This is a genomic window from Bacillus sp. AR4-2, assembly GCF_008274865.1.
In the GTDB taxonomy this organism is placed as follows: Bacteria; Bacillota; Bacilli; order Bacillales; family Bacillaceae_G; genus Bacillus_A; species Bacillus_A cereus.
This window is the reverse complement of the sequence record NZ_CP031062.1, coordinates 2,747,233-2,771,064: the sequence shown is the minus strand read 5'-3', so window position 1 is coordinate 2,771,064 and position 23,832 is coordinate 2,747,233. Positions and strand designations below refer to the sequence as shown.

The following is a 23,832-nucleotide window of genomic DNA, read 5'->3' as shown; positions in this document are numbered from 1 at the left end:
TATAATCAAATCGTATTATTTTGTCATGTGAAATATGTACCAAATTTGGAGATAGAATAGTTTGCGAATGAGTTTATAAAGGTATATAGTATGGGGTGTCATAATTAGTGGATGAATCTTGGGAGAAAACAGGAAATGTTACAAATTTATTTTGTTAAATAGAAACCAAGGTCAAAATGTCTAGAAAGAAATAGTTGAATAAATACTAGCTTCAAATTATAATTACTAATATTCTTCATATAGTTAAATAAAGATAATCTATTTGAAGAAGAAAATCTGAATAGAGAGACAGACTTATAAAAAATAAGCCTTGGATGATCAAAAGAGGTGGAGAAATGAAACAGTTCTTATTAAAGAGCAAAAGTGTGTTAAGCAATCATTTTGGATTCTTTCTGTTTGCCGTTATTTTATTGTGGCTCAAAACATATGCAGCTTATGTAACGGAATTCAATTTAGGAATTTCAAACACAATTCAAAAATTCTTGCTGTTTTTTAACCCGCTTAGTTCAGCAGTTCTATTTTTAGGACTTGCATTATTTGCAAAAGGGAAACGATCTTATATTTGGTTAATTATCATTAATTTGTTATTGTCGATTCTTTTATACGCAAACGTAGTATACTATCGCTTTTTCAGTGACTTTATTACGTTCCCGACATTAACACAAACGAATAACTTTGGAGATTTAGGTGGTAGTATTCTTGCGTTGCTACATCTTTATGATCCATTATACTTCTTAGACACGATTATATTAATTGTGTTAGTCGCAACAAAATTTGCAAATCCAAAACCAATTCGTGTTGCGAAGCATAAATTATCTCTAGTATTTGTAGCAGGTATTTTATTATTCAGTGTTAACTTAGGTCTTGCAGAGTCTGACCGTCCTGAATTATTAACAAGAACGTTTGACCGTAATTATATTGTGAAATATTTAGGTGCATACAACTACACAATTTATGATGGAATTCAAAGTGCGAAAGCATCGACAGAACGAGCATTAGCTGATGGCGATAATATGACAGAAGTACGAAATTATTTAACATCAACTTATGCAAGTCCAAACCCTGAGTATTTCGGTAAAGGAAAGGGAATGAACGTAATTTACATTCATTTAGAGTCATTCCAAAACTTCTTAATTGATTACAAATTAAATGGTCAAGAAGTTACACCGTTCTTAAACTCATTTACAAAAGATGCGAATACACTTTATTTTGATAACTTCTTCCATCAAACAGGACAAGGGAAAACATCTGATGCGGAGTTTATGTTAGAGAATTCAATGTTTGGTTTACCGCAAGGTTCTGTCTTTACAACGAAATCTCATAATACGTATCAATCAGCACCAGCTATTTTAGGACAACAAGGATACACATCAGCAGTATTCCACGGTAACTACAAAACATTCTGGAACCGTGACGATATTTATAAATCATTTGGTTTTAATAAATTCTTTGATGCGTCATACTACGATATGAATGAAAAAGATGTAGTAAACTACGGATTAAAAGATAAACCGTTCTTTAATGAATCTATTCCGTTATTACAAACGTTGAAACAACCGTTCTATACGAAGTTTATTACGTTATCGAACCATTTCCCTTATCCAATCGATAAGGCAGAAGCAACGATTGAACCAGCAACAACAGGTGATTCATCAGTAGATACGTACTTCCAAACAGCACGCTATTTAGATGAATCTGTAAAAGGCTTCATCGATTACTTGAAACAATCTGGTTTATATGATAACTCAATTATTGTTATGTACGGAGACCATTACGGTATTTCAGATAATCATAACGCAGCAATGTCAAAAGTAATGGGTAAAGAAATGAACTCATTTGAAAATGCACAGTTACAACGTGTACCATTAATCGTTCGTGTACCAGGAGTGAAAGGTGGCGTACAACATCAATACGGTGGTGAAATTGACGTTCTCCCAACGCTATTACACTTACTAGGTACAGATACAAAAAACTATGTTCAATTCGGTTCTGATTTATTATCACCAGATCATAAACAAGTCGTTGCGTTCCGTAACGGTAACTACGTAAGCCCAACAGTTACTGCACTAAACGGCAAATACTATGATACAACTACTGGAAAACCTGTAGAATTTACAGATGAAATAAAGAAAAATGAACAAATGGTTCAAAACTCACTAAAATACTCTGACCAAGTCGTAAATGGTGACTTATTACGATTCTACACACCGGAAGGATTCACTCCAGTAGATCGTTCGAAGTATAACTATAACAACCGCGATAAAAACAAAACGAAGGTAAAAACGACTCCGGAAGGGGAAGCTAAATAAATAATAAAAGGCGCTATTCATATGAATAGCGCCTTTTATTTGTAAATATACCATCATTATGAGACAGAACCAGCTGTTGCTTTTTGTTTTGCCTTTCCGAAGAAAACTACACCGACGATAATAATAATGATAAATGCCCATTTAACGAAAGGGTTACTTTCGAAAAATCCAGCGAACCATTTCTCATCTACAATCATTTTCGCGGCAGTATAAGCTAAAACGGCTGCTCCGATCGTAATAATGACAGGAAAACGATCCACCCATTTTAAAATCAATGTACTGCCCCATACGACTACTGGAATAGACACTAATAATCCGATGATTACTAAAGAAAAGTTACCATGGGCAGCTCCTGCAACAGCTAGTACATTATCAATGCCCATTAACGCATCAGCAATAATAATGGTTTTAATAGCAGACCAAAATCCTTCTTCGGCTTTAATATCATGATTTTTGCCCTCAGCGATCAGCTTGTAAGCGATCCAAATAAGAAGTACACCACCAATTAGGAGTAATCCAGGTATTTTTAATAACCAAACGACAACTAAGGTAGCGAGAGCTCTAATAGCGATTGCTCCAATGGTTCCCCAAATGATAACTTTCTTTTGTTGGTCTTTCGGTAATCTTCTTGCTGCTAATCCAATTACAATGGCGTTATCTCCGGCTAACACTAAATCGATTACAATAATGGCAAGCAAGGCAGACAAATATTCAGATGAAAGAAAATCCATATACATATCACTCCTTAAGAGTAATATGTGCTAAAGTGTTGATAATATAAAAAATAGGATTGAATTTGTATATTCAATCCATAATTTCTTACTGTATTTTGATATATGTTTTAATTTCGTATAAGTCGCTTTTGTATTCTTTTTTGTTTATCGTTTCGCTTTCTTAATTTTCGATTCATCTTTTTAATGCGGTTTTCTTTTCTATTATCCCAGTTATCACTTCGGATTTTACTAATAGACTTATCTGTCTTAGCACGAAAACGTCTTACTTTTTTCACGAAGGAAAGGGGTATTTTGCCGATAACACCTTGTTTTTCTAACGAATCCTCTTTACCTAGACACCAATCAGGATGAGATAATAAATAGTCGAAATCAAATATTATCCCGTATTCCTTATCCATATATGTATACCATTCATCTAAAGTACACTTATTTTTTGTATGTAAATATGTTGATCCATCAGTCATAGCACAGCACCAATAGTCAAAATAGCTCCATAGTACCCATTCTTTCGGTACATCTAGTGTTAAAATTACCATTTTTGAATTTGTTCTACCCCAAGCCTTATGATTTCGATTTGGGTAATTATTTGCTTCCCAGACCCAAATAGGGTAGTTACCTTCGTAATGAGGCAATCTTGTTTTAGCGACGCGCACCATCCAGTCATATGAATATACATCGTCCGGATCGATGAATTCTTTATTACCTTCTAAATAACCAAGTTTCTTAAATTGTTTCCATGCTTCTTCAGTTTGTACTGTATATACGATCATATGGCACCTACTTATTTAAACTAAATTATAGTATAACATGTGATTTTGAATTTTTATTGATATTAGAGAAGGGGGAGTTTGAGTCGAATATACGAGGAGTAATTCCCAAAATGATAAAAAGACTTGATTCCCAGCTAAAGGAAATCAAGTCTTTTCATTACATACGATTATCATGCCAGAAGTTTAATGGGAAGTGTTCGTTCTCATTATATGCTTCTAATTCATATCCTTTTTCTTTCAGTCCTTTAATAATTCCAGGTACTGCTTTTACTGATTGTGGATGAATATCATGCATAAGGATAACTTCTGTTGGATTTGTAGAATGAGCTAGAACGTTTTCTACAATTTTAGCAGATGCAGCATCAACTTGCATTTTGTTATATTTCCAGTCTAAAGAATCAATTGTCCAATCCCAAACTTTTAAGCCATTTTCTACAACTTTGTTGCGAAGAGCTTCGTTTAATCCTGGCATAGAGCCGTAAGATGGACGAGTTAATACTGGTGATTTACCTAAAACACCAGCGATTAAGCCTTGGTCTTCCTTCATTTCATCTACGTAATGACCTTCAGTGTAAAGTTTCTTGTAGTTATGAGTCATACTGTGCATCCCAACGTAGTGGCCCTCAGCATCTTCGCGTTTTACAAGATCAGGGAAAGCTTTTACGTTTGAACCAATTAGGAAGAATGTTGCTTTTGCATTTTCTTTCTTTAACATATCTAAAAGCTCAGCTGTGTATTTTCCAGGACCGTCATCAAATGTTAAATAAGCGACTTTTCTAACTTGCCCGTTATAATGTTTTGGAGCTTCTTTCGGAGCAAGAGATGTTTGAATCTCACTTACAAGTTGAACAGATTTTGCTTCATCCTCTGTACTAGCTAGAGCAGTATGTACTGATCCAAAAGCTACTTCGTATGTGAATAATACCCCCGCACAAACTAACATAGCCCTTTTTACTAAAGTTGTCATTCGAATTCCATTGTGCATAATTTTCCTTCTCTCTATAAAAGTTCTACTCTACTATATTAGCAATTATAGGTAGGGAAATGCAAAAAAACTTTTTTACAAGTGTAAAAAAGTTTACTCAAAAGTATGCAAGATTTTATATCAATTGCAGTTTTGAAAAGTAGGATGAATTTAAACTTTATTATTTAAACTTTCAATCACCAAATCATACTTTCGTATCACTTCGTTTTCGTTCCAATTATTGATTCGAATATTTTTGATTTTTATTAAAATATTGGTGAAGAAACAATTACATGAAAAAAGGAGTGGGAATATGAATAATTATATTTGCACTACATGTGGAGTATAGTATCCCGAAAATGAAGAAGCACCTTCTCGCTGTAAAATTTGTAATGAGGAAAGACAGTATGTTAATCCAATTGGGCAGTCATGGATAACATTAGAAACAATGCAAAATAGCAATTTATACTAAAGTCCTATTGTTTATTAACTAATAGTTCTTTCAACTTAGGAAGCTTACCCTAATGAGGGATGTTAAAGGGAATATAGTAATAAAGCTTTGGAAAATAAAAAGGAGGAGATTTGCATGAAGAATTGGGTTCAATTTAGAATTGCAAGACCAACAGATAGATTTGAAAAAGTGATAAGTTTTTATGAAACAGGATTAGGATTAAAACGTATAGGGGAATTTCACAATCATGAAGGATATGACGGGGTTATGTTTGGGTTACCAGATGAAGAGTATCATTTGGAGTTTACTACACATGTTAATGGAAGTCCATGTCCGGCACCGACAAAAGATAATTTACTAGTTTTTTATATGCCTAATAAAGATGAAATTGAAAAGATAGTAAATCGATTACGTAATATGGGTTATCATGAGGTGGAACCAGAAAACCCATATTGGATAGAGAAAGGAACCACAATAGAGGATCCAGATGGTTGGAGAATTGTGCTTATGAATGCATCTGAATGAAACTATTTTCATATGAAATAGAGTGTAACAAAATGATTTACACATAAATCCCTACAGTGTTTGTAGGGATTTTTATATAAGAAAATCTTATTGAGAGAGTTATTAAAATGTAGAAAGATTTTGGCTAAGAATAAATGTAATAAACATAATTTATGAAGGAGGTATAAAAGTATGATAGTAAACCATTTTAAAGAGTTTTCTAAACATGTTGGAAATACACATCTCATTAAAAGTTCTTTCGTAGTTTATATCTTATTCTACGGAAAATTGATACCATCAAAAAACTGTATGTTTAACATGTATAGTTTTTTGATGGTATAGCTGTGCAATGTTTAAAAATTTCACATACCGTATTTTAAAAATAAATATAGGAAAACCAAAAAGTAATGTAGAATATATCGTACATACATATATACAGTCAACATAAAAGATAAAGAGGTGGGTATATGTTACTTGAGGAAGTAATGCGGCAACTAGAGGAATATGGAACAGAACAAAATCGAAAAACGTATAAAAACCACGGAGCGAAAGAGCCGTTATTTGGAGTTAGTTTTGCGAATTTAAAATTGTTAAAAAAGAAGATAAAAAAAGATCACGATTTAGCAGTTGAATTGTGGGAAACGAAAAATATGGACGCAATGACATTAGCAACTTATATTTTAGACCCGAAAAAAATAACGACAGAACAGCTTAATAGTTGGATTCAGGATGTTGATTATTACTGTTTAATGGATGTTCTTATGACATCTATATGTACTTCGCCAATTGCAATAGAAAGAATGGAAGAGTGGACAAAGTCTAATGATGAATGGATTGGAAGAGCTGGCTGGTCTTTATTAGCAAATATAGCGATTAAAAATAAAACGTTACATGATGATTTCTTCTCTCCGTACTTAGAAGAGATTAAAGAAAATATACATAATGAAAAAAATAGAAAAAAAGAAGCGATGAATAGTGCTTTAATCGCAATAGGAATTCGTAATGAAGACTTAGAGCGACAAGCGATTGAAATTGCAAGTGAAATTGGAAAAATAGAGGTTGATCATGGTGCAACATCATGTAAAACACCAGATGCAGAAAGCTATATAAAAAAAGCGAGAGAAAGAGCTGAAAAAAAGAAAGTGAAATAAGAAAAGAGGATCGGTTATGAAACCAATTGAAGCAGCACAAAACATAATTACATTACAATTTCCGAATTGTGATGTAGCTTTACTCGGCGGAAGCGTTGCACGAGGAGAAGCGACGAAAACATCTGACCTTGACATTGTAATAGTCGATCAAAGTTTAACTTCTTGCTATAGAGAATCTTTCTATAGTAATGGATGGCCTGTTGAGGTGTTTGTTCATAATTTCGAAACATATAAAACCTTTTTCAAAATGGATTGTGATCGAGGGAGACCGTCGTTACCACAATTAGTTTCAGAAGGGATTGCCTTAAAAGGGGAACAGGAAATTGTTGAGAAATTAAAAAAAGAAGCGAATGATTTACTACATAAAGGACCGGCTAAATGGACCGAAGAAACGATTAAGCAGAAGCGATATTTTATTACGGATACTTTAGATGACTTTATTGGTGCAACAAAAAGAGAAGAAGAATTGTTTATCGCTAATTTATTAGCCGATTTAGTACATGAATATGTATTAAGAGTAAATGGTAAGTGGCTTGGGAGTTCAAAATGGTTTATTAGAGTGCTAAAAAGATATGATGAGCAATATGCAAACAAATTTGTAGCCGCTTTTGATCATTTTTATAAAACGGGAGGGAAAAATGAATTAATTCATTTTATAGAAAAGACGTTAGAACAGTATGGTGGAAGAGTGTTCGAAGGATTTTCTATTGGTAAATAAAGAGAGGAGAAAAAAATGAATGTACCATATGTTCAATTAAGAGAATTGACACTAGATGATGTAGAAGATCGCTATCAATGGTCATTAGATAGAGATGTAACAAAGCATTTAGTTGTACCAGATCAATATCCTCCGTTCACTCGTGGAGATACGAGAAACTGGATTGAAGCTTGTATAAGCCGAAAAAATGGTTATGAACAAAGGGCAATCGTTACTGAGACAGGTATACATATTGGATGGGTAGACCTTAAAAATTTTGATAAAACAAATAAAAATGCTGAACTAGGAATTGCGATTGGAAATAAAGACTATTGGGGTAAAGGATTTGGAATGGCAGCTCTAAACAGCATGTTACAAATAGGTTTTTCTCAGTTTGAATTGGAGAAAATTTGGTTACGTGTAGATGAAGATAATACAAAAGCTAAAAAGAGTTATGAAAGTGCCGGATTTGTATGCGAAGGGTTAATGAGAAATGATCGATTGAGACAGGGAAAGTTCATTCATCGCTATCGTTACAGTATATTAAAAGAAGAGTATGAATCAAAAAATAATAACCTATAAAAATATTATGTAAATTAAAAAGGGGAAAATAAAATGATTCGATTACTTACAAAAGCGGATGCAAAAAAATATTGGGAGTTGCGTTTACAAGCACTACAAGTAAATCCAGAAGCATTTATAACGACTTATGAAGAAGCAGTACGTCAAGAAAACCCTCTTGAACGAGTTGCTAGTAATCTTTCATCCAACAGTAGTTTTACATTTGGTGCTTTTAATAATGAAAATCGTTTAGTTGGGGTTGTTACTTTATTAACAGAAGAAAAAGACGCATATAAGCATAAAGGACATATCGTTGCAATGTATGTAGATACTGAAAATCGAAGAAGTGGTCTTGCACGTGATTTAATACGTAAAGCAATTGAAAGGGCAAAAGAGATGAAGCTAGAGCAATTGAATTTAGGGGTTGTGTCAACGAACGAACCAGCCAAACGATTATATGAATCAATGGGATTTAAAACATACGGAATTGAAAAAAGGGCTATAAAAATGAATGGTGTGTATAGTGATGATGAACATATGGTGTTGTTCTTTTAAGAGAGGAAGTTTTGTATGAAAAAGGCGAAACTGCGACAATAAGATGGGGAATATGGCATATAGCAGATCATAATCGGTATCATCAAGCTCATATAAGTCGATTGAGGAAATTATACAGAGAATATAAACTACATATTCTTTAATTTTTTAATGAACGAACGCCCCTAAATAATAATTAAAGGAGGCGTTTGTTTTTATTCGTTCGCTTTTCTTCCCAAGCTATCATTAAATTTTTATGATAATCTTTTGGTTTCTCAATAGAAAACCAGTAAATTGAATGTGCAATAGTTGGTAGCCATCTTTTATAGCGGATGCGTATATTTTCATGGTAAGTATAGTGGGGCGAGATTAAAGTAGATTTTGACCGTTGAAAATTTTGACATGTAATGGCCTCGATTTCATACCAATGCACTTTATTCCCATGTAAATCTACTACAATTCCTTCATCATCCTAAAGTGAAATGTAAGTTTGAATGTAGATTTTTCATCGCGTATACTAAAATATATGTCATAGAGATAAAAAATTAAATACAAGGGGTTTTACAATGAAAGCAATTGTTATAGGGATACTGGCATCATTTTTCTTTGCCTTTACTTTTGTTTTAAACAGGGCAATGGACTTAGAAGGTGGAAGCTGGATTTGGAGTGCATCATTACGGTATTATTTTATGGTTCCAATGCTATTACTTATTGTTATGTATAGAGGGAACTTAAAGCAACTCTTTCAATATATGAAAAACAATCCGAAAGAATGGTTAGTGTGGAGTATCGTTGGATTTGGTCTCTTTTATGCACCGCTTAGTTTTGCTGGAGCGTTCGGACCAGGTTGGCTCGTTGCATCAACATGGCAAATTACAATCGTTGCAGGGATTTTGTTAACACCATTTTTTGCGGTGGATCCACTACATAAAAAACTTCCGATGAAGGAATTAGTAATGTCGGGCATTATTTTATTCGGTGTTGTTCTCATGCAAGCAGAACATGCTTCTTCATTAGGTATTCGTGAAACCGTTTTATGTGTAGTTCCTGTACTTATTGCAGCATTTGCGTATCCTCTTGGAAATAGAAAAATGATGCAAGTTTGTAAAGGGGAATTAGATGTATTTCAGCGAGTACTCGGTATGACATTAGCAAGTTTACCATTTTGGTTTTTATTATCTGGTTACGAAGTATCAACAGGCGGATTACCGTCAAGTAGCCAAGTTTTTCAATGTTTTATTGTAGCAGTTAGCTCTGGGTTAATCGCGACAGTATTATTTTTCTTTGCAACAGATCTTGTGAAAGATGATCCGCAAAAATTAGCAACAGTGGAAGCGACGCAGTCTGGTGAAGTTTTATTTGCGCTAGTAGGAGAGTTGATCTGGTTATCTGCACCAATTCCATCATCATTATCTTGGATTGGTATGAGTCTCGTTATTATTGGAATGATACTTCATAGTTATGTGGCTGTCGTTGTAAAAAAAGAAGAAAAAATAACGGCGTAATGAGATTAGCTCTTTTTATTAAGAGCTAGTCTTTTTTCATAGAAAGGGATGAAAGTATGAATTTACAGTGTGTTAAACAAATTGAGAAAGATTCAATATTAAATGTGCTACAATATGCCGTCGGTCCAAATGAAATAAGCTTAAAGAAGGCAGTAATATTTTATCAAAGTAATAAAGGGACTTTGTACAAATATGAAGAAAAAGCTTGTCTAGGTATTGAAATAATCGGAGAAACTAAAGCACGCATATGTCATATAGCAGTGGCTCCAGATTATCGTCAAAAAGGAATTGCACTGCAAATGATTAAAGAAGTGGTAAGGATATATCAATTGACTTATATAGAAGCGGAGACAGACGATGGGGCGGTAGAATTTTATAAAAGAATTGGTTTTCAAGTTAAAAGTTTAGGAGAAAAATATCCAGGGATAGAAAGATTTCATTGTTACATGGAAAAATAGCATGAAAATATACAATTGTACATATTGAATATAGTTTGAAAAAAATAATAATTTCAATATATAATAAAGGTATCTGGAAAAATATAGATAAAAGAAGATAGGTGTATAACAAGTGAGAATGGATAAAAGTAAGTTTATAAAAATAGCTACTTCAATAGGGGTGTCATCTTTTTTATTAACAGGTTGTGGTGATTATGAAGAAGAAACTGCTCAGCAAGAAAGTACAGCTGTTAAAACAGATGGTGCAAAACAAAGAAATGAGCAAGAAACATTAAATTGTGATGATAAAACCCCAACCAATGAAAATGTAGAGAAAGATGAGTTATGCAAGGAAAATAATCCGTCATTTTCATCTTATCATGAAAACTCTCATTTACCGATACTTCCATTTGTAGCAGGATATTTATTAGCGAGTAGAACTTCAAATATGAATTATACAGCAAAACCAAATTTAATGAAGAAACCGTATGCAAATAATGTTATTCCATATCGTGAAAAAGATGAGCGTAGAACAGGTGGCGGTAGTAGCGGTGGTTATTCTGGTGGTTCTAACGGTAACAATAATACTTCCAATAAAGTAGATTTAAATAAACAGCAGCCAAATCCATCCAATAAAGTAACACCAGATACAAATACGCCAAAATCATCTACTACGCAAACACCGAAAGTAAACTCTGGTTCAAGTGGAATTGGAAACGCAAAAGCGCCAGCAGGATCCTAAAACGAAAGGGTAATGGAGTAATGTATACAGAACGAGAGCAAGAAGAGTATATGAAAGTATGGTTTTCACTTGCAGAAGAGGCTAGTAGGAATGGTTTCACTTGGCCTAGTCTGTTAGAGAATGAAGAATGGAATCAATATATGGCAACAGGGATGTATCGCATGCCAGCAAAAACTTATACTGCTATCTCAAAAGCGACAGAAGAAATCATGTATGTGTTATATAGAACGTATCAATATATTGTAAATACGACAGAAGATTTTCAAAAACTTGGATTCCCAGCTGAAGCGTGGGAAATGGCGAGAATGAAACATAATGGTTTATTTTCATATTTTACAAGGTTTGATTTTATCGTAAATGGTGACGATATAAAATTAATAGAAGTAAATTGTGATACGCCAACAGGCTATTTAGAACCGTCTGTCGCAAATGAAGTGTTATGCCGTTATCATGATGTAAATCACCCAAACCATATAGAAGAGCATATTGTGCAGGCATGGGAACAAATTAAACATGACTATCATATAGGCCCTGAAGAGACGATATATTTTACTAGTTATGATTGGCACGATGAAGATAGTCAAACGGTTCAGTTTTTAAGAACGTATTGCTTAAATCAGTCAACGGACTATGTAGGAATACAAGACATTGTCGTTGCGGAAGATGGTATATATACGCCGAGTGGAGAAAAAATAAAATATTTATATAGACTGTATCCAATAGAGTATTTAGTAACGGACGTTGATAAGAATGGAAAAAGGATTGGTTTACAATTTTTAGATCATATTGCGCAAGAAAGAGTGAAAATTATTAATCCGCCAGCCGCATTTGTTATGCAAAACAAAAGTGTACTCGCACTAATTTGGAAGCTTTATGAAGAAAGTGTTTTCTTTACAGAAGAAGAGCAAGACATTATTTATAAATACTTTCTACCAACATATTTTTCAAATAAGCGATTTCTAGAAAGACATGAATCATACGTTTCCAAACCTGTATTTGGTCGTGAAGGTGGCGGAGTATCTATATACGAAAATGATGAATTATTAGCTGAAGATAAAACAGAGTATTACTTTGAACAAAGGAAGATATACCAGCAATACATAGAAATGCCTGACTATACCATTGACACATGGGATGGTCCATATACTGGTAAACTATTAATTGGCTCTCACTGTATAAGCGGAAGAGCAGCAGGCTTATTTTTACGTGTAGGTGAGAAAATAACGGGAAACTTATCAATGTTTACTGGGGTTACAATTGAAGGATAAAATAAACAAAGAGCTCATCATTTGTGATGAGCTCTTTCGTCTATGTATAAAACAGCTTTTTATGGTTGGATGTAAAATTTTCACTTTCTTTTTGTGTTTTAAATCTGGATATTATAATTTAAAAATTTTTTGTGTAATAATATTACCATTTTTTATAGATATGAAAAATGATTAAGTTAAAAATTAAGAAAAATATGATAATATATTTATATAAAAGTTTAAATTTACGTGGCTAGTGGGGGAACCAATATGAAAATGAATGAAATAGTAGCAAGTACACAATTTCCAAATACAATCGAAACAATCACAAAAGATTTAAAAGCATTAGGAGTCGAAAAAGGAATGACAATTATCGTTCATTCATCACTAAGTTCTATCGGGTGGATATCGGGTGGTGCGGTTGCTGTAGTAGAAGCATTAATGAAAGTTGTTACGGAAGAAGGAACGATAATAATGCCAACGCAATCTTCGGATTTGTCCGATCCGAAACATTGGTCAAGACCACCTGTACCGGAAGACTGGTGGCAAATTATCCGAGATAACGTCCCAGCATTTGATTCACGTATAACCCCAACAAGGGGAATGGGTGAAATAGTTGAATGTTTTCGTACATATCCGAATGTAGTACGTAGTAATCATCCGTTAGGAAGTTTTGCTGCATGGGGAAAACATGCAGTAGAAATAACAATGAACCATTCGTTATCAATGAGCTTTGGAGAAGAATCTCCATTAAGAAAAATATATGATTTAGACGGGTACGTATTATTAATTGGTGTTGGATATGATTCCAATACATCTGTTCATTTATCCGAGGTGCGTTCTGGTGCATGTGAGTTAATACAAGTAGGAGCACCTATTATAGAAAACGGTGAAAGAGTGTGGAAAGAGTTTGTTGAAATGGATTACGAATCTGAGAAGTTTGTAGAAATTGGTGTGGAGTTTGAGCGAAAAGGAACTGTAAAAAATGGGAAGATAGGGAATGCAACGTGTCGTCTAATGAAACAGCGTGATATAGTTGACTTTGGAACAGAATGGTTTCGTAAGAAAAATTAGTAAGGGATGGTTACAATGAAGGGGAAAAAGGTATTAATTACAAGCGGTGGTTGTCTAGAAAAATGGGATCAAGTACGCGGGCATACGAATATGGCCAAAGGTACAATCGGAAGGATAATCGCAGAAGAACTTCTAACTAAAGGGGCACATGTTATATATTTACACGGTTATTTTGCGGAGAAACCGAGTGATATACATAGAGGGTTAGAATTACATCCATTTGAAGGAATCGTTGATTTACAAGATAAAATGAAAAGTATCATATCACATGAAAAGGTTGATGCAGTCATTATGGCAGCAGCTGGATCAGATTGGATTGTAGAGAAAATTTGTGATCAAGATGGTAATGTTCTTAATATGAACGGAAAAATTTCAAGTGATATAGCACCGATTATTCACTTTCAAAAGGCTCCAAAGGTATTAAAACAAATAAAAGAATGGGACCCAGAAACAGTACTTGTTGGTTTTAAACTTGAAAGTGATTTAAATGAAGAGGAACTGTTTGAAAGAGCAAAAAATAGAATGAAAGAAGCAAGGGCGAATGTAATGATTGCGAATTCACCACATTCTTTATATTCGCGCGGGGCTGTGCATTATGTAATTGGACAGGATGGTAAAGGGAAGTTGTGTAATGGGAAAGATGAAACAGCGAAAGAAATTGTCAAAAGCTTAGAGGTATTATGTAATCGTGTCACTGCTTTTTAAAATTAAGTTTTTAGATGAGAATGAATCCGCATAGTAATAAGTAAGCGAAACTTTAATTGGTGGGAATTTTACTTTTACACGAATGTGAAGCGTATACCAATCAAGAGCTATACACAGAATAATTGGTGAGGAGTGGATTCTATGGAACATTTATTAAAGCAAGCTATTAAACTTAGAAATGAAAAGAAATATGCGCAGTCTAAAGAGATGCTTATAGGATTAACAAACTTTACAAAGGATGCAGAAGTACTGTATCAGTGTGCGTGGATACATGATGTAATGGGGCTAGAAACAGAAGCAGTTCCGTATTATGAGCAGGCAATCGCAAATGGACTTGATGGCGAATCGCTTTGCGGTGCTTATATTGGTTTAGGAAGTACATATCGTTGTATAGGGGAATATGAAAAGGCAATTACAGTATTAGAAGCTGGGGTGAAAAAATTCCCAGAGAACGCTCCAATGAAAGTATTTTTATCATTAGCAAAATATAACGTAAACGATCACGAATCAGCGATGAAATTATTACTTGAAACTGTCGTGAAAGTAGAGGAAGTAAAAGAATTTGAACGTGCCATTTCATTTTATAAAGACCATTTAAATGAGGTTTTTAAATAAAGGAGTGAACGTATGAAGGTTACACTATCACGAAGGCGAAAAGGTATTTGGATTGGACTCGTCTCTTTAATTATGCTATCAAACTATTTATTGTATGCCCTTCCAATTGTATCAGTTGCGCCGAAAGAAGTTGTGCTTGGGTCATTATTAGATTGCATGTTTGTCATTCCAATCATCACGTATTTCTTCATTATTCAAAAAAGATACTCGTTAACATATATAGTTCCTGTTGTAATAGCTGGTTATATTTTTGCAAGATTTATTATTCCAAGTGACTATTTACAAACTTTTTCATTCATCTCTTATATTATTGTTGCGGCTGAAATTGCATTTGTAGGTTTAGAATTATTCCTTCTCTATAAAATTGTTAGAGTGCTTCCTAAAATAATAAAAAAATATAAAGAATATAGAAGAGAAAAGTATTCCTTTTCTTATGCAATTGATGCAGCGTTTGACGCTACTATGAAAAGAGGTAAGTTAATAGATGTCATTCTAACAGAGTGTAAGTTAATCTATTATGCGTTTTTATCGTGGCGTGAAAAAGTACCAACAGGTAAATCTGTATACTCATATCATAAAAAGACTGGTGCTATAGGTGTGTATATCATGATTATTCACGCAACAGCAATTGAAAGCATTGGTTTTCATTATTTACTACATCAGTGGAATCCAGTAATAGCATGGATTTTACTTATTTTAAATGTATACGCGATGATTTATTTTATAGCTGAAATACAAGCGATGCGCAAAAATCCACTTGTCGTAACAGAAGAACAAGTAATCATTCAAATCGGATTAGGAAAGAAAATTGTTATGCCATTTACACAAATTGATAATATTGCGTTCTACAAGGGTGAATTGCTAACGGCAAAAGAAGGGAGACAGGTATTGGATGCAACTGTTATGGAGTTCATAAAAGAACCTGCTACTTTTGAAATAACATTAAAAGAGCCAGTGAAAGCGCAGTTGTTATACGGCTTTTCTAAAACAGTAAGTCGTGTTTACTTAAATGTTGATGAAGAACGAAAATTTTATGATGCGGTTAAGGAAAAGTTAAAACATGAGTAATAGTACTGTTAGTTGCATAAAAACAAATGAGCTTCCGTTAGAAGTGAAAAAATATGAAACATGGATAGTGAAAAACTCTTTCTAAATAAGAAGGAGTTTTTATTATGTACTTGTATAAATCATTATATAAAAAACTATACACTTCTTTATTACTACATAAATGGATATAATTGAGGATAGAACTAGCATAAGGGGAAACAAAATAATGAATAAGTTACTTACATCGAAAATTGAAATTATAGAAAGAAAAATCCGGTATAACTCAACAATAGTAGATCACAATTGCTTATTACTTGAAAAGCAATCACAAAGTATCGTTTTATTTCACGAGGTGCAGTATTCATTTACAATGACTGCAAATGATACTAAGTTAATAATCCCAAAAGGGAGTTATACAATCGCATATTACTGGAAAGATCGTCCGTACAATTTATACGTATGGAGAGATATAAAAGGAAAGTATTTAGGTTCCTATTTTAATATCGTAAAAAACACACAAATAAAAGATGAAGTGGTTTCCTTTGAAGATTTAATCATCGATATTATGGTACTTCCAAATGGAGAATACTTCATATTGGATGAGGATGAATTACCAGAACCATTAGGAAATTTCGAAGGTGGTTATGTGAAGAAAGCTCTTTATGGATTAAAAGAAATCATTCAAAAAGAGCTGCCACCAATAGTTTTGGAGACAGCCAGGGTGCAGAGGAAATAAAATTTAATTACATAAATATTTTGAATGGGAATGAGTAGTCTCAAGTTATATGATCTAACTTTTTTGATAAAACTAAGGTTAGTAGCATATCTCTTGAGATTACTCTTTTTTTGTAGAAATTTCGTCGCTTAGTTATTAAATCGATTTTAAATTTATGAAATAATATTGACTGAATCAAGTTCAGTCGTTTATGATTGAATCAGATTCAGTCGTGGTGAAAACATTGTAGGAGATGACGTATGAAAAGAATATCAAAAGAACCAGATGTAAGACGCCAAGAGTTAATGGATATTGGTTTTGAACTATATATGAAAAATGGTATGAAAGGATTTGGCATAAAAGATGTTGTGAATCATGCAGGTGTAGCAACGGGCTTATTTTATTATTACTTCAAGTCTAAAGAGAATTTTGTTGATGAAGTTTTAAATGACTTTATTGTGAAAAATATGGAGTTAATTGAAGAAATACTTATTTCAAATGAACGGTCTGTCATGCAAAAGATGAAAGATTCACTAGATATATTTTGGACATTTATTGAAAAGTTAGCACCCTATAAAAATGTGAGTTCGTTTCAGACGGAACAACATTTTCAACTGGAACAGAAATTATTCGCACGTATGCAACCGTTAATTAGACAAGTAATTGAAGAGGGAGTGAAAACAGGGATTTTTTATACTGATAACTCATTATTAGCTTCTGGGTTTATTTTATACGGTCTTAGCAGTATTGCTCATTCAGAAGTAAAGTTGAATCTAGATACAAAACAAGAAATGGTTAATTTAGTATTAACTACACTACGATACAATCAAAAGGAAGGAGAGAGTATATGAAGATTATTATCGATGAAAATAATATCTCACAAGAGCAACTTATAAAATGGAAAAGAGAACGGATAAAAAAAGTATTATATATATTAGGACATAAAGAGCCTGAAATAAATGATACAGACGTTATGATAAAACAGCTAACGGAAATAAAGTTGCGATATACATACAATGAAATGTACGAAAAGTTGAAATCAAAACTTAGATTAAGTGCAATAGGTATGCGTATCTGTACTCTTTTATCTGGCGATAGACGAAAATTTTCAAAAACTAGTATTTATTTAGACGGGATTACAGCAGAAGAAGCCATACATGGAATTGATAGTTTTATGCTTGAACAATCACGTGAAAATAACAAAGTGAATTTATCTGCTTGTCCTGATCACTATGTACTAAGACCCTTTGGGGAAAATGAATTAGAGGTTATCGAAACTACTGGTAATTCTCCGTTTCCAGTTCAATTTTTCATTGTTTTTGGTGACGAAACTGGATTGAAAACACCAAGAGATAAATCTTATCAATATCAATCAACAGGTGTTGCACGTATGAAAGATGGTACTACTATTGGTGGAGTTCGACATCAATTTAAAGATACTGATACAGGGATAGAAGTAAGTCTAGTTGTTGAGTTCCCAGCCCTTTGTCCTAATAGTCTAATTAAATCCCATCAAATGCATTTAGCGTGTGAGTTTTCTTATTGGTTACAGTGGATTAAAGATCAGAAAAAATAGTAAGTAAACGATATCGTTTAAATAATCAAAAGTAAAATGTTCAAACAAATCATATGTATGTTTTAATAAAACCTAGTTGACTTATCGGAAATATTTGTATAATATGTACTTAATTCCATAACGTATTGCTGATTGGAGAAACCAAAGGCATTTTATCAACAGATAAAATGCCTTTGGTTTTTTTATTGCATAAATACTGAATCTGTTCATTTATATGAATCATTTTAAGGAGGGGAAGAAATGACTGTTTCAATTGATGGGGTATCAAAATATTTTTCGAAACAAACTGGTACGGTTCAAGTATTAGAGAATATTAATTTTCAATTAGAAAAAGGGGATTTCGTTACAGTAATTGGTCCGAGTGGTTGCGGAAAAAGTACATTACTAAAAATCATTGCAGGTTTAGACAGCGATTTTGAAGGTGAGATCACTATTGATAGGGAGCGTATAACAAAACCGAGTAAGAAGCAAGGATTTATATTTCAAGAGCATCGATTGTTTCCATGGCTAACAGTGGAAGAAAATGTTGCAGCTGATTTGTCGTTAAAAGATAAGTATGTGAAAGATAAGGTGAGAGAATGGGTTGAAATCGTTCGGTTAAATGGCTTTGAAAAATCGTATCCGAAAGAAATTTCAGGTGGGATGTCACAACGTGTTGCGATAGCGAGAGCGTTATTAAGAGATCCAAATGTATTATTACTTGATGAACCTTTTGGAGCGCTGGATGCTTTTACTCGAAGTCATTTACAAGAAGTATTGCTAAATATTTGGGAGCAGAAGAAAACAACAATGATATTCGTTACACATGATATAGACGAAGCGATATATCTTTCAAACCGAATCATCATTATGAGTGCAAAACCAGGGAAAATACATAAAGTGATTGAAAATAATTTGCCTTATCCGCGAAATAAAACTTCTCAATCGTTCCAACAACTTCGAACGAAAGTATTACAGCAGTTTGAATATGGAGGGTTGATTCAAACAAGTATATAGGAAAAGGGTGATTTTATATGTATAAAAAATTTAAAATTCTTTCTTTTGCTTTAGCTATATCAGTATGTTTATTAGGATGTGAAAAAAGTACAGCAAGTAGTAAGAAAGAAGATGTAACAATACAAATTGGTATACAGCAAGGGTTAAGCCCGCTATTACTAGCAAAGAAAAAGGGGTGGTTTGAAGAGGAGTTTAAAAAAGAAGGAGTTAAAGTGAAATGGACAGAGTTCCAAAGTGGACCTCCTTATTTTGAAGCAATCGCATCAAACCGATTAGACTTTGGTGAAGTAGGGAATTCTCCAGTCATTTCAGCGCAAGCAGCAGGTATTGGATTTACCGAAATCGCCAATACAAGTTATGCAAGAAAAGGAACTGGAATTCTCGTTCAAAAAGATAGCAAAATTGCGAGTGTAAAAGAGTTAAAAGGTAAAAAAATTGCAGTAGCAAAAGGAAGTAGTGCCTTTAATTTATTGTATCGAGCACTTGATAAAGAAGGGATTGATGCAAAAGAGGTAAATGTCATTCAATTACAACCAGATGAAGCGCAGCCTGCATTCGAATCAGGATCAGTAGATGCATGGGCGATTTGGGACCCTTTCATATCATTACATACGTTAAATAAAGGTGCGAAGGTGATTGCAGACGGTGAAACATTAAATGTCTCTTCGCCAGAATTTTTAATTACGAGAACAAAATTTGCGAAAGAACATCCAGAATTAGTTGAGAAATTCCTCGAAGTTTATGAGAAAGCACGTGTATGGCAAGATGCTAACTTAGATGAAGCAATAAAAGTATATACTTCTGTAAAAAAGATAGATGCGGAGATCGTAAAAGAAGTGTTTAATCACGACAAACCAATTTTAGTTCCGGTAACGAAGGAAATAATAGCAGAACAACAAAAGACAGCGGATTTTCAATATAAGCTCGGTTCTATAAAGAAAGAAATTAAGGCGGAAAAAGTTGTAGATAATTCTTTCGTAGAAAAAGCATTGAAAGCGAAGTGAAAAGAGGTTTTGTAAAGTGGAAAATACGAAAGCTGTTATGAAACCAGCGAGTATAACGATTGAGAAAAACAGCGTTAAGAATGTGCGAAAGTTAAATGTAAAAGTTTTAGTAAGGGCGATTACTATACCGGTTATTATATTAATAATTTGGCAGTTAGCTGGCGTATTCGGTCTTGTTTCTAAAACAGTTTTACCAACACCATTAGATATTTTTCTAGCTTTCCAAGAGCTTATTAAAACAGGAGAGTTATTCGGCCATTTAAGTATTAGTGTATTCAGGGCTGCGGCTGGTTTCTTTATTGGTGGGGGCTTAGGAATCATTTTAGGAACGATTGTTGGATTTTCAACGAGAAGTGAGCAATATTTAGATCCATCTGTGCAAATGTTAAGAACTGTACCTCATCTAGCTGTTGCGCCACTTTTCGTATTATGGTTCGGTTTTGGTGAAACATCGAAAGTGTTATTAATTGCAGATGGTGCATTTTTTCCTTTATACGTGAACGCATTTTTAGGTATTAGAGGTGTGGATTCAAAGTTATTTGATGTTGCGAGAGTGTTAGAGTTTAGCAAAAGAAAACTAATTACGAAACTCATCTTACCATCTGCATTGCCTAACCTTTTACTAGGAGCAAGGTTATCGTTAGGTGTTGCATGGGTGAGTTTAGTAGTAGCAGAACTTATGGGATCTACAGAAGGTATTGGTTATATGATTATGGATGCAAGGCAATTTTCAAATACAGATATCGTATTTGTCGGCATAATTATCTTTGCATTTGTTGGGAAGTTTTCTGACTCTCTAGTACGTTTACTAGAAGTGAAGTTTTTAAGATGGCGAGATAATTTTAAAGGTGAGACTGGGAATTAACATATAAATTATTAGGGGTAATTTATATAGAATGTGTTAGTATACGTTTCAAAATAAATAAGGGGTGTGTAAAGGTATGGAATTATTATGGTTTATTCCGGCTTATGGAGATGGTCGATATTTAGGAACGACAAAACGAGGAAGAGCAGCTGAATATGGTTATTATAAGCAAGTTGCTGCGGCAGCTGATTATTTAGGATATACGGGTGTTTTACTTCCAACTGGTCAAGGATGTGAAGACCCTTGGGTGTTAGCTTCAGCTCTTGCTGCTGAAACAGAAAAACTAAAATTTTTAGTAGCAGTGAGGCCAGGACTAATGTCACCTACAGTTGCAGCGAGGATGGCATCTACATTTGATAGAATTTCAGATGGGAGATTGCTTATTAATGTAGTAGCTGGAGGAGATCCAGTTGAACTACAAGGAGATGGATTATATCTTGATCATGATGAAAGATATGAAGCAGCGGATGAATTTTTAAAAGTTTGGAAATCGACATTGCAAGGTAAAACGATCTCTTTAGAAGGAAAACATATTAAAGTTACAGATAGTAAAGTTGTATTCCCACCAGTTCAAACGCCATATCCTCCTATATATTTCGGAGGATCATCAGCTGCTGGAAAAGAAGTAGCAGCTGAACATAGTGATGTATATTTAACGTGGGGAGAGCCGCCAGAGCAAGTGAAAGAGAAAATAGAAGAAGTAAGAAAACTTGCAGAAGAGAAGGGGCGTACAGTACGATTTGGCATTAGATTACACGTAATTGTAAGAGAGACAGAAGAAGAAGCATGGGAAGAGGCCGAACGTTTAATTCAATATGTGGATAATGAAACAATTGAGCTTGCTCAAAAGACATTTGCAAGATATGATTCGGTTGGTCAAAAACGGATGACACATTTAAATAAAGGTACGAGAGAGTCGTTAGAGATAAGCCCTAATTTATGGGCTGGAATCGGACTTGTAAGAGGTGGGGCAGGTACTGCACTTGTAGGCGATCCGCATACAGTAGCAGAAAGGATAAAAGAATATGAATCGTTAGGAATTGATACGTTTGTTTTATCAGGATATCCGCATTTAGAAGAAGCGTATGAAGTGGCAGAATTGTTATTCCCATTATTGAAAGACAAGAAGAAAGAAGAAAATAAAATTGTTGGTGAAATGATTGCTGATGCATATGCATTAAAAAGATAGTGAGAAATAAAGTTTCACTTATTTATTGCTTCATTTTGTTTACTGCCTGTTAATACGGGATAAAAAATCCGCAAGTTATTCGCTTGCGGGTTTTCATCGTAAATTATTAGAAAATATGGTAAAATTAAAGGGTAACTTAAGGTGCGGTTGGTTGTTCAATTATCACTTCTCCGAGTAGGAGGGGGGTGATAATACGTGAGTGAAATAGCGTTGCTACTGCAAGGTGGACTGTTTCTCGTTGCATTGTTAACGTTCGTCGTCGTTTTAATAGACAAGCTCAAAAAATAACAACCCACCTATGCCTATAGAATGTGGGTTGTTTTGTTTGTAAGAAACAAATAGGATAAATGAACAATCCAATCTGCTAAGTTACGTGGACTAGTGTGTAGCCGCACACTAGTCTTTTTTATTTATATACAATTTATAATTGGTTTATGTGATTGTATTGTTCTTTTCATACTCATTATAACACAGTGTCTTTTCATCAAGAAAGGAGACCGTATGTTCTGGTCACTATTATATAGTAGGTGCTTTTTCTTTAAACAGCCCATCCATATACTGTTTTAAACTTTGGACATAAAATTTCTGTGTATTCACATTATTTACACCGACAATGGGTGATGGAAGGTCAAATCTTTTTTCTGATAAATGAACGACAACATCAAAGATGTCAAACAAGCGAATGAAGCAAAACAGACCGTCTTTATCGCTAAGTAAAATAAAGTAATGATTTTCACTACTTGTATTTAGCGTATTCCATAAAGAACTTTTGCTTAAATCACGTACAATGCTTTTTTCTTTTAGTTCCACGAAATCTGCATTTGAGAGAATGGTAGAAATATCAATTGCATCTTGATCTTCAAAGTAGCCATCAACTGCTTGTACAGCGAATGTATAAGCCATTTTTAATATACTCATTTTATATTTACGGTTATCTAATAGTAATTCACGTTGAATAGAACTCGCTACTTTCGTTACACGTTCCTCTTTCCAAATTTCATTATGTAAGGAAATATCGTGCTTTTTACATAGTTTCATAATTAATGCATTAGAATAAAGAATTTCGTCGCTTACTTCGACAACATCAGTCTCAGCAGCCGCAAGTTCCTCACCGTGCTCATTCGTATAGAGTGGGGAATCAATTTGTCTTTTCATTTGTTCAATCTTAAATTGACTCAATTTATGCCTAATTAAAGGACGATCAATATTTGTTGTCATTTGTTCATGACAAGTATCACAAATTGAGTTTGTGAAATAATATCCACATAATATTTCTGGAATGACATATTGTTCACTAAGTTCTTTCGTATCTTTTCTGCAAATGATGCATTGTGTCATTTTTATCACCTTTACCTGCAAATTTGTATGTAATCTCATTGTAGTGTATTTATCGGTATTTTGGAATATTGTAAAGGAAAATATTATGTGAAATTCATACTT

25 protein-coding genes and 2 pseudogenes are annotated in these 23,832 nt (G+C 33.7%); 23 read left to right on the top strand and 4 right to left on the bottom strand.

Annotation, left to right across the window (positions count from 1 at the left end):
- Nucleotides 1-335 precede the first annotated feature (335 nt).
- Nucleotides 336-2,309 carry a lipoteichoic acid synthase gene (gene ltaS, locus DN399_RS14390; RefSeq protein ID WP_000808770.1) on the top strand — a complete coding sequence of 658 codons (1,974 nt, stop codon included), beginning with the start codon at nt 336-338 and terminating at the stop codon, nt 2,307-2,309.
- A 56-nt stretch (nt 2,310-2,365) separates the two neighbouring features.
- On the opposite strand, the gene DN399_RS14385 is transcribed toward ltaS, so the two are convergent.
- From DN399_RS14385 to DN399_RS14375, 3 genes are all read right to left on the bottom strand, one after another.
- Nucleotides 2,366-3,040, bottom strand: coding sequence for a TerC family protein (locus DN399_RS14385; RefSeq protein WP_000346955.1), 675 nt, complete (start codon nt 3,038-3,040; stop codon nt 2,366-2,368).
- A 110-nt stretch (nt 3,041-3,150) separates the two neighbouring features.
- On the bottom strand, nt 3,151-3,813 hold the full coding sequence (locus DN399_RS14380; protein WP_000637704.1) for a DUF3841 domain-containing protein: 663 nt from the start codon (nt 3,811-3,813) through the stop codon (nt 3,151-3,153).
- A gap of 157 nt (nt 3,814-3,970) precedes the next feature.
- Nucleotides 3,971-4,798 carry a peptidoglycan-N-acetylglucosamine deacetylase gene (locus DN399_RS14375; protein ID WP_000551451.1) on the bottom strand — a complete coding sequence of 276 codons (828 nt, stop codon included), beginning with the start codon at nt 4,796-4,798 and terminating at the stop codon, nt 3,971-3,973.
- A gap of 565 nt (nt 4,799-5,363) precedes the next feature.
- Between DN399_RS14375 and DN399_RS14365 the strand changes: the two genes are divergently transcribed.
- The 22 genes and pseudogenes from DN399_RS14365 (at nt 5,364) to DN399_RS28420 (ending at nt 22,680) form a co-directional block, all read left to right on the top strand.
- The gene (locus DN399_RS14365) at nt 5,364-5,753 is read left to right on the top strand and encodes a VOC family protein (RefSeq protein ID WP_000800679.1); all 390 of its coding nucleotides are present in this window, start codon (nt 5,364-5,366) and stop codon (nt 5,751-5,753) included.
- Between the two features lie 446 nt (nt 5,754-6,199).
- A complete protein-coding gene (locus DN399_RS14360) occupies nt 6,200-6,883 on the top strand; it encodes a DNA alkylation repair protein (protein WP_000923471.1) in 684 nt (227 codons plus the stop codon).
- 16 nt (nt 6,884-6,899) lie between these two features.
- Nucleotides 6,900-7,660 (top strand): annotated as a pseudogene (locus DN399_RS14355) (nucleotidyltransferase domain-containing protein).
- A complete protein-coding gene (locus DN399_RS14350; RefSeq protein WP_001102498.1) occupies nt 7,617-8,162 on the top strand; it encodes a GNAT family N-acetyltransferase in 546 nt (181 codons plus the stop codon). Before DN399_RS14355 ends, DN399_RS14350 begins: the two are co-directional and overlap by 44 nt.
- A 33-nt stretch (nt 8,163-8,195) precedes the next feature.
- Nucleotides 8,196-8,696 carry a GNAT family N-acetyltransferase gene (locus tag DN399_RS14345; RefSeq protein WP_000620314.1) on the top strand — a complete coding sequence of 167 codons (501 nt, stop codon included), beginning with the start codon at nt 8,196-8,198 and terminating at the stop codon, nt 8,694-8,696.
- Nucleotides 8,693-8,839, top strand: a pseudogene (locus DN399_RS14340) (DinB family protein); the annotation flags it as partial. The gene DN399_RS14345 and the pseudogene DN399_RS14340, both read left to right, overlap by 4 nt.
- Nucleotides 8,840-9,241: 402 nt before the next feature.
- Nucleotides 9,242-10,180, top strand: coding sequence for a DMT family transporter (locus DN399_RS14330; RefSeq protein WP_000644587.1), 939 nt, complete (start codon nt 9,242-9,244; stop codon nt 10,178-10,180).
- Nucleotides 10,181-10,236: 56 nt separating this feature from the next.
- Nucleotides 10,237-10,638 carry a GNAT family N-acetyltransferase gene (locus tag DN399_RS14325; RefSeq protein ID WP_001053115.1) on the top strand — a complete coding sequence of 134 codons (402 nt, stop codon included), beginning with the start codon at nt 10,237-10,239 and terminating at the stop codon, nt 10,636-10,638.
- A 112-nt stretch (nt 10,639-10,750) separates the two neighbouring features.
- The gene (locus tag DN399_RS14320; RefSeq protein WP_006920211.1) at nt 10,751-11,359 is read left to right on the top strand and encodes a hypothetical protein; all 609 of its coding nucleotides are present in this window, start codon (nt 10,751-10,753) and stop codon (nt 11,357-11,359) included.
- Nucleotides 11,360-11,379: 20 nt separating this feature from the next.
- Nucleotides 11,380-12,627 carry a glutathionylspermidine synthase family protein gene (locus tag DN399_RS14315; RefSeq protein WP_000287883.1) on the top strand — a complete coding sequence of 416 codons (1,248 nt, stop codon included), beginning with the start codon at nt 11,380-11,382 and terminating at the stop codon, nt 12,625-12,627.
- A 249-nt stretch (nt 12,628-12,876) separates the two neighbouring features.
- Complete coding sequence (locus DN399_RS14310; RefSeq protein ID WP_000783346.1) at nt 12,877-13,680, top strand: AAC(3) family N-acetyltransferase; 804 nt, start codon at nt 12,877-12,879, stop codon at nt 13,678-13,680.
- A gap of 15 nt (nt 13,681-13,695) precedes the next feature.
- Nucleotides 13,696-14,385: a phosphopantothenoylcysteine decarboxylase domain-containing protein gene (locus DN399_RS14305; RefSeq protein WP_006920212.1), complete on the top strand. Its 690-nt coding sequence runs from the start codon at nt 13,696-13,698 to the stop codon at nt 14,383-14,385.
- Nucleotides 14,386-14,526: 141 nt separating this feature from the next.
- Nucleotides 14,527-15,000 (top strand): tetratricopeptide repeat protein, encoded by a 474-nt coding sequence (locus DN399_RS14300; protein WP_000400636.1) that lies wholly within the window; start codon nt 14,527-14,529, stop codon nt 14,998-15,000.
- Between the two features lie 12 nt (nt 15,001-15,012).
- Nucleotides 15,013-16,068: a hypothetical protein gene (locus tag DN399_RS14295; RefSeq protein WP_006920214.1), complete on the top strand. Its 1,056-nt coding sequence runs from the start codon at nt 15,013-15,015 to the stop codon at nt 16,066-16,068.
- A 205-nt stretch (nt 16,069-16,273) separates the two neighbouring features.
- Nucleotides 16,274-16,783: a ribonuclease FAU-1 family protein gene (locus DN399_RS14290; protein WP_001037874.1), complete on the top strand. Its 510-nt coding sequence runs from the start codon at nt 16,274-16,276 to the stop codon at nt 16,781-16,783.
- A 239-nt stretch (nt 16,784-17,022) separates the two neighbouring features.
- Complete coding sequence (locus DN399_RS14285; RefSeq protein ID WP_000822633.1) at nt 17,023-17,613, top strand: TetR/AcrR family transcriptional regulator; 591 nt, start codon at nt 17,023-17,025, stop codon at nt 17,611-17,613.
- A complete protein-coding gene (locus DN399_RS14280) occupies nt 17,610-18,338 on the top strand; it encodes a hypothetical protein (protein WP_006920217.1) in 729 nt (242 codons plus the stop codon). Before DN399_RS14285 ends, DN399_RS14280 begins: the two co-directional genes overlap by 4 nt.
- Before the next feature lie 240 nt (nt 18,339-18,578).
- The gene (locus tag DN399_RS14275) at nt 18,579-19,334 is read left to right on the top strand and encodes an ABC transporter ATP-binding protein (RefSeq protein WP_006920219.1); all 756 of its coding nucleotides are present in this window, start codon (nt 18,579-18,581) and stop codon (nt 19,332-19,334) included.
- A gap of 17 nt (nt 19,335-19,351) precedes the next feature.
- Nucleotides 19,352-20,338, top strand: coding sequence for an aliphatic sulfonate ABC transporter substrate-binding protein (locus DN399_RS14270; RefSeq protein WP_000276907.1), 987 nt, complete (start codon nt 19,352-19,354; stop codon nt 20,336-20,338).
- Between the two features lie 16 nt (nt 20,339-20,354).
- Entirely contained in the window at nt 20,355-21,203 is an 849-nt protein-coding gene (locus DN399_RS14265; protein WP_000432131.1) for an ABC transporter permease, read from the top strand.
- Nucleotides 21,204-21,279: 76 nt separating this feature from the next.
- Nucleotides 21,280-22,392 (top strand): FMNH2-dependent alkanesulfonate monooxygenase, encoded by a 1,113-nt coding sequence (gene ssuD / locus DN399_RS14260; protein ID WP_000422248.1) that lies wholly within the window; start codon nt 21,280-21,282, stop codon nt 22,390-22,392.
- A gap of 195 nt (nt 22,393-22,587) precedes the next feature.
- Nucleotides 22,588-22,680 (top strand): putative holin-like toxin, encoded by a 93-nt coding sequence (locus DN399_RS28420; RefSeq protein WP_001289320.1) that lies wholly within the window; start codon nt 22,588-22,590, stop codon nt 22,678-22,680.
- Between the two features lie 228 nt (nt 22,681-22,908).
- Here DN399_RS28420 and DN399_RS14255 read toward each other — a convergent pair whose 3' ends face one another.
- Nucleotides 22,909-23,730 carry an HNH endonuclease gene (locus DN399_RS14255; RefSeq protein ID WP_000189709.1) on the bottom strand — a complete coding sequence of 274 codons (822 nt, stop codon included), beginning with the start codon at nt 23,728-23,730 and terminating at the stop codon, nt 22,909-22,911.
- Between the last annotated feature and the right edge of the window lie 102 nt (nt 23,731-23,832).

Coding starts and splice junctions, on each gene's coding strand:
- ssuD (WP_000422248.1), top strand. CDS start 21,280: ATGGAATTATTATGGTTTATTCCGGCTTATGGAGATGGTCGATATTTA.
- ltaS (WP_000808770.1), top strand. CDS start 336: ATGAAACAGTTCTTATTAAAGAGCAAAAGTGTGTTAAGCAATCATTTT.
- DN399_RS14310 (WP_000783346.1), top strand. CDS start 12,877: ATGAAAATGAATGAAATAGTAGCAAGTACACAATTTCCAAATACAATC.
- DN399_RS14325 (WP_001053115.1), top strand. CDS start 10,237: ATGAATTTACAGTGTGTTAAACAAATTGAGAAAGATTCAATATTAAAT.
- DN399_RS14290 (WP_001037874.1), top strand. CDS start 16,274: ATGAATAAGTTACTTACATCGAAAATTGAAATTATAGAAAGAAAAATC.
- DN399_RS14300 (WP_000400636.1), top strand. CDS start 14,527: ATGGAACATTTATTAAAGCAAGCTATTAAACTTAGAAATGAAAAGAAA.
- DN399_RS14285 (WP_000822633.1), top strand. CDS start 17,023: ATGAAAAGAATATCAAAAGAACCAGATGTAAGACGCCAAGAGTTAATG.
- DN399_RS14365 (WP_000800679.1), top strand. CDS start 5,364: ATGAAGAATTGGGTTCAATTTAGAATTGCAAGACCAACAGATAGATTT.
- DN399_RS14305 (WP_006920212.1), top strand. CDS start 13,696: ATGAAGGGGAAAAAGGTATTAATTACAAGCGGTGGTTGTCTAGAAAAA.
- DN399_RS14270 (WP_000276907.1), top strand. CDS start 19,352: ATGTATAAAAAATTTAAAATTCTTTCTTTTGCTTTAGCTATATCAGTA.
- DN399_RS14275 (WP_006920219.1), top strand. CDS start 18,579: ATGACTGTTTCAATTGATGGGGTATCAAAATATTTTTCGAAACAAACT.
- DN399_RS14360 (WP_000923471.1), top strand. CDS start 6,200: ATGTTACTTGAGGAAGTAATGCGGCAACTAGAGGAATATGGAACAGAA.
- DN399_RS14330 (WP_000644587.1), top strand. CDS start 9,242: ATGAAAGCAATTGTTATAGGGATACTGGCATCATTTTTCTTTGCCTTT.
- DN399_RS14375 (WP_000551451.1), bottom strand. CDS start 4,798: ATGCACAATGGAATTCGAATGACAACTTTAGTAAAAAGGGCTATGTTA.
- DN399_RS14315 (WP_000287883.1), top strand. CDS start 11,380: ATGTATACAGAACGAGAGCAAGAAGAGTATATGAAAGTATGGTTTTCA.
- DN399_RS14380 (WP_000637704.1), bottom strand. CDS start 3,813: ATGATCGTATATACAGTACAAACTGAAGAAGCATGGAAACAATTTAAG.
- DN399_RS14345 (WP_000620314.1), top strand. CDS start 8,196: ATGATTCGATTACTTACAAAAGCGGATGCAAAAAAATATTGGGAGTTG.
- DN399_RS14295 (WP_006920214.1), top strand. CDS start 15,013: ATGAAGGTTACACTATCACGAAGGCGAAAAGGTATTTGGATTGGACTC.
- DN399_RS14385 (WP_000346955.1), bottom strand. CDS start 3,040: ATGGATTTTCTTTCATCTGAATATTTGTCTGCCTTGCTTGCCATTATT.
- DN399_RS14255 (WP_000189709.1), bottom strand. CDS start 23,730: ATGACACAATGCATCATTTGCAGAAAAGATACGAAAGAACTTAGTGAA.
- DN399_RS14350 (WP_001102498.1), top strand. CDS start 7,617: ATGAATGTACCATATGTTCAATTAAGAGAATTGACACTAGATGATGTA.
- DN399_RS14280 (WP_006920217.1), top strand. CDS start 17,610: ATGAAGATTATTATCGATGAAAATAATATCTCACAAGAGCAACTTATA.